Source organism: Blautia sp. MCC270, assembly GCF_018785605.1.
GTDB lineage: Bacteria > Bacillota > Clostridia > Lachnospirales > Lachnospiraceae > Blautia_A > Blautia_A fusiformis.
This window is the reverse complement of the sequence record NZ_WQQD01000039.1, coordinates 1-750: the sequence shown is the minus strand read 5'-3', so window position 1 is coordinate 750 and position 750 is coordinate 1. Positions and strand designations below refer to the sequence as shown.

The following is a 750-nucleotide window of genomic DNA, read 5'->3' as shown; positions in this document are numbered from 1 at the left end:
TTACATTTAAGTCCTCGATCGTTATATAAGATGGCTTGGTTTTCACTATCTCAGCGATTGTCTTGTTAATGTAATCAGTACGGATATTATCTATCTTATGATGAAGTTTCTGTACCTTGAGTTTTTGTTTTTGTATATTCGTCCTTTGAGTGACTTCTCCTTTCTTTAGATTTTCATACTTACGGGAGAGACATCTCTGTTCCCGAATAAGTTGTTTCTCAAGCTTTTTCAGTCTTGCTGACTTGTTGATGTTCTTATAAGTCTTACCATTAGAAACAATGGCAAAATCCTTTAATCCCAGGTCTATGCCAATTCCTGCATTGGAATTATCAGCAATCTTGTTATCAGAAATTTCTACAAGAACTGAAACATAGTATCTGTCAGCTTTCATTGAGACCGTGCCGCTTTTAACCACATATCCGTCTTTAGTTGTTGGAATATATCCTTTTTCTTTGATACGGACCCAACCAAGTGACGGAATATTGATTCTATGCCTTTCGCAACGACAATCCTTTGGATTATTCTTTACAAAATACATCTTTACATCAGATCTGCCTTTCTTTTTGAACTTAGGAAAAGCACTCTCGTGATTGAAAAATCTTGTAAAAGCAGTTTGTCCATTATTTACTGACTGTGTTACTGCTTTTGAATAAGCTTCCTTGATCCACGAATACTCCGGATGCTCAGAAAGATATTCATTGTTAAGCCAGACTCTAAACCTGTTACTGCTCATAAACTTTTCACCGTTGT

At 35.9% G+C, this 750-nt stretch carries 1 protein-coding gene; it reads right to left on the bottom strand.

The annotated features are described in order from the left end of the window. Nucleotides 1-750 (bottom strand): RNA-guided endonuclease InsQ/TnpB family protein (locus tag GPK58_RS10640; RefSeq protein ID WP_442860557.1); only part of this gene is annotated, 750 nt, incomplete at both ends.